This window comes from Pseudomonas sp. G(2018) (genome assembly GCF_005502415.1).
Classification (GTDB): domain Bacteria; phylum Pseudomonadota; class Gammaproteobacteria; order Pseudomonadales; family Pseudomonadaceae; genus Aquipseudomonas.
This window is the reverse complement of sequence record NZ_SCOO01000081.1, coordinates 1-2,761: the sequence shown is the minus strand read 5'-3', so window position 1 is coordinate 2,761 and position 2,761 is coordinate 1. Positions and strand designations below refer to the sequence as shown.

The window sequence follows — 2,761 nt, the reverse complement described above, 5'->3', positions numbered from 1 at the left end:
GAGCACCGATCACCCACGAACCCCACCGCCTGCACGGGGATCCCCTGACCCATCCCCTAACACAGACCGTGGATTTGTGGATGACGGCCAATACCGGCCGCCGGCGGCGGCCAAACCCATCCCCCCGCCCTTCCCTCCAGGAAGGGAGCGAGTCGGCCTCTGACCCCAACGGCCATGGGGGAGAAGCAACCCCATGACCGCCGGGGGAGCCTTTATCACCAGCCACCTGGTAAAGGGACCGCTGCGCTTCAGTCCTCACCCGTTCGGTGCTCGCCTGCAAGCAGGCGGTGCTCCCCGTGCGGCTTCCGGGCTGACCCTTGAGCAGAAGCGCGACCGATTTCGTTCCTGATGCGCTGAATATCACCTATATAAATCTGTATCATGGTTAGAATACGAAAACATATTTCGTCAATCCTATTGGCAAAACTTGAATTGACCTAACGGAGGCTCAGCAATGCGCGATAGGTACTTACTGGCATTAGTCAGCGCGGCATTAGCAAGCGTCAAATATCGAAGTGTTCGTCGTATCTATGAGCAATCGCTGTTCATTGGTCCGTGGACTCAGCTGTCTGATGGATCCTTGGCCCGGATGGGCAATGAGCGATGGAGCAACTCAACGGAAGACGCTCGTACTACTTTGGACAGAATTCTTAGGGACGAGCCTTACTCAAGGTTTGTATGCGCCTATCCTCGCGTTTCTTCAGATAGCCATCCCGTGGTCAGCGGGGAAGCACCCGGTGATGTAGCGTCACGCGTCGCATACGCCCAGGCGCGTGACAGTCTGGTAGTTGAACTGCAGCATCTTGCTGAAATCAGCCTTGACGAAGGGCGTGACCCCCGCGCTTCGGCGCTGTACGAAAGTTTGGATCTTCGTCACGAATTGCTGTACCTGCTCGATCCCTCGCCCCATGACGTAACCCCCTCATATGACCTCGGAGCTCAAAAGCTGGCATCCGACCCGATTGGAATCATTCGGTCGCTCTATTTGGCCGGCCAGAGGAAGAAGCATGCGTGAGTTTGAAGGTGTCCGGCTCCTTGAAAGTGCCGATGATCTTTTGACCTTTATCAAAGAAGATCCGTTGGATCGACTGCTTGATTACCGAGGCGACCGCTTTTCAACCGTGGCGTCCATGAGAGCTCTCGGCGTCACCTCCATGAACGAGTATGTGAAAGCACGGCGGACCGAACGAGACTCCGAACGTACTCATGACTGCACGCTTGCCGTGGTCGGAGTCAAACGCGGGATCGCTACCAAGAATGGCGAACTCCCGCAGGACATTATGGCGCTCTGTAAAGCCGCCCAGGACCTGGCTCCAGGGCGATTACTTTCTTGGGCGGGCTATGAAGGCCTCTGCGTCCTCGCAACCCATCCGGATGCGGAAGTTGGTGAGGCCGAATGGTTCACTGGTGCTGGCACAACAAGCTCGATCAAGGAGGAAGAACATGTCAGATAGTCTGACCCTTTTTGCTGTCGTGTTCGCGATTGGGATCATTGCAGGTGGTGCTATCAACGTTGTCGTAGCCTGGATACCCAGGTACCTGTTCCGGCAATGGGAGATGGAGGCCAGGGACATTCTTGGGCTTTCGGCAGATCATCGGTCTCTGCCTGAATTCAACAACCCTCACTCAGCGACGCGCCAAACGCTTGTTGTCATTGCCTGTGGTTTACTGAGCGCTGGAGTCATTCACCATTTCGACCTTACGCTCGAAGGGTGTGTCTTCATCGTGCTGACGTGGTCTTTGATCGCAGTAAGTTTGATCGATGCTGATCACAAGATCCTACCGGATATAATTGTCATACCGCTTGTATGGGCTGGTTTGATAGTGAATAACTTCGGTTTGTACACTACGAGCTCGGCCGCATTATGGGGGGCTATCGGCGGTTACACGTCACTATGGATTATCTCCTGGCTCTTTCGCGTGGCCACCGGCCAGGAAGGTATTGGTCATGGCGACTTGAAATTGGTGAGTGTTATCGGGGCTTGGGGCGGGTGGCAGATTCTGCCATTCACTGTGTTTTTAGCCGCATTATTCGGCATCTTGGTGTATTCACTTAAACGATTTGTTAGCGTTCATCCCACAACCGATTCGGCAGTCTTTCCGTTTGGACCCTATATTTCTGCTGCAGGGTGGAGTGTGATGCTCTATTCGGTGAATACGTTTTCGTTGCTTCTCGACTGATCCAAGACTCAATATTCCAAACAGCGCGGTTGTACCGGAGAGCGTTTCGTCAGTCACGGCAGGGTGACAGACCACGACAGCTGATGAAGCGCTCTACCAGTGCAACTGGGTGAATCTTTGTTTAGTCGCGCTGGTCGCGCCAATCGGCACCGACCTCGATCACGAACACCTGCAGCAACTGCCGGCACCGCCGGCATCGAGCAGCTGACCAGGTACTGGCCCGGGCACATCGACCGACGTGCACCAGGTGCGCGATCCGCTGCGGGAAAGAGCAGGGCAGGGCACGGCCACCTCGCGGTGGCCACCGGCGCCGCCTGCAGCGCATGGCCCTGGACGTCGCCAAACCCGCCGCGCCGATCGAGCGCGGATCCGCTGGCCAACACGGCACCCCCTCCTGGATATGCTTCACCGGCGATCGCCGGCCATACCGATCGACACCGGCCTCGATCACGTCACGTGCAGCAGCTGCCGGCGCCGCCGGCATCGAGCAGCTGACCAGGTGCTGGCCCGGGCGCGTCGACCGACGTGCACCAGGTGCGCGATCAGCCGCGGGAAAGAGCAGGGCAGGGCACGGCCACCT

General features: G+C 57.2%; 4 protein-coding genes. All 4 read left to right on the top strand.

Annotated features, from left to right (window positions below; translation table 11 throughout):
- Positions 1-193: 193 nt before the first annotated feature.
- Positions 194-349 (top strand): hypothetical protein, encoded by a 156-nt coding sequence (locus tag FFS64_RS31405; RefSeq protein WP_171017172.1) that lies wholly within the window; start codon positions 194-196, stop codon positions 347-349.
- 105 nt (positions 350-454) lie between these two features.
- Positions 455-1,015, top strand: coding sequence for a hypothetical protein (locus FFS64_RS31090; protein WP_137808451.1), 561 nt, complete (start codon positions 455-457; stop codon positions 1,013-1,015).
- Complete coding sequence (locus tag FFS64_RS31085) at positions 1,008-1,454, top strand: hypothetical protein (RefSeq protein ID WP_137808450.1); 447 nt, start codon at positions 1,008-1,010, stop codon at positions 1,452-1,454. Before FFS64_RS31090 ends, FFS64_RS31085 begins: the two co-directional genes overlap by 8 nt.
- Complete coding sequence (locus FFS64_RS31080) at positions 1,444-2,181, top strand: A24 family peptidase (protein WP_137808449.1); 738 nt, start codon at positions 1,444-1,446, stop codon at positions 2,179-2,181. The genes FFS64_RS31085 and FFS64_RS31080 overlap by 11 nt, the downstream gene beginning before the upstream one ends.
- The last annotated feature ends 580 nt before the right edge of the window (positions 2,182-2,761 follow it).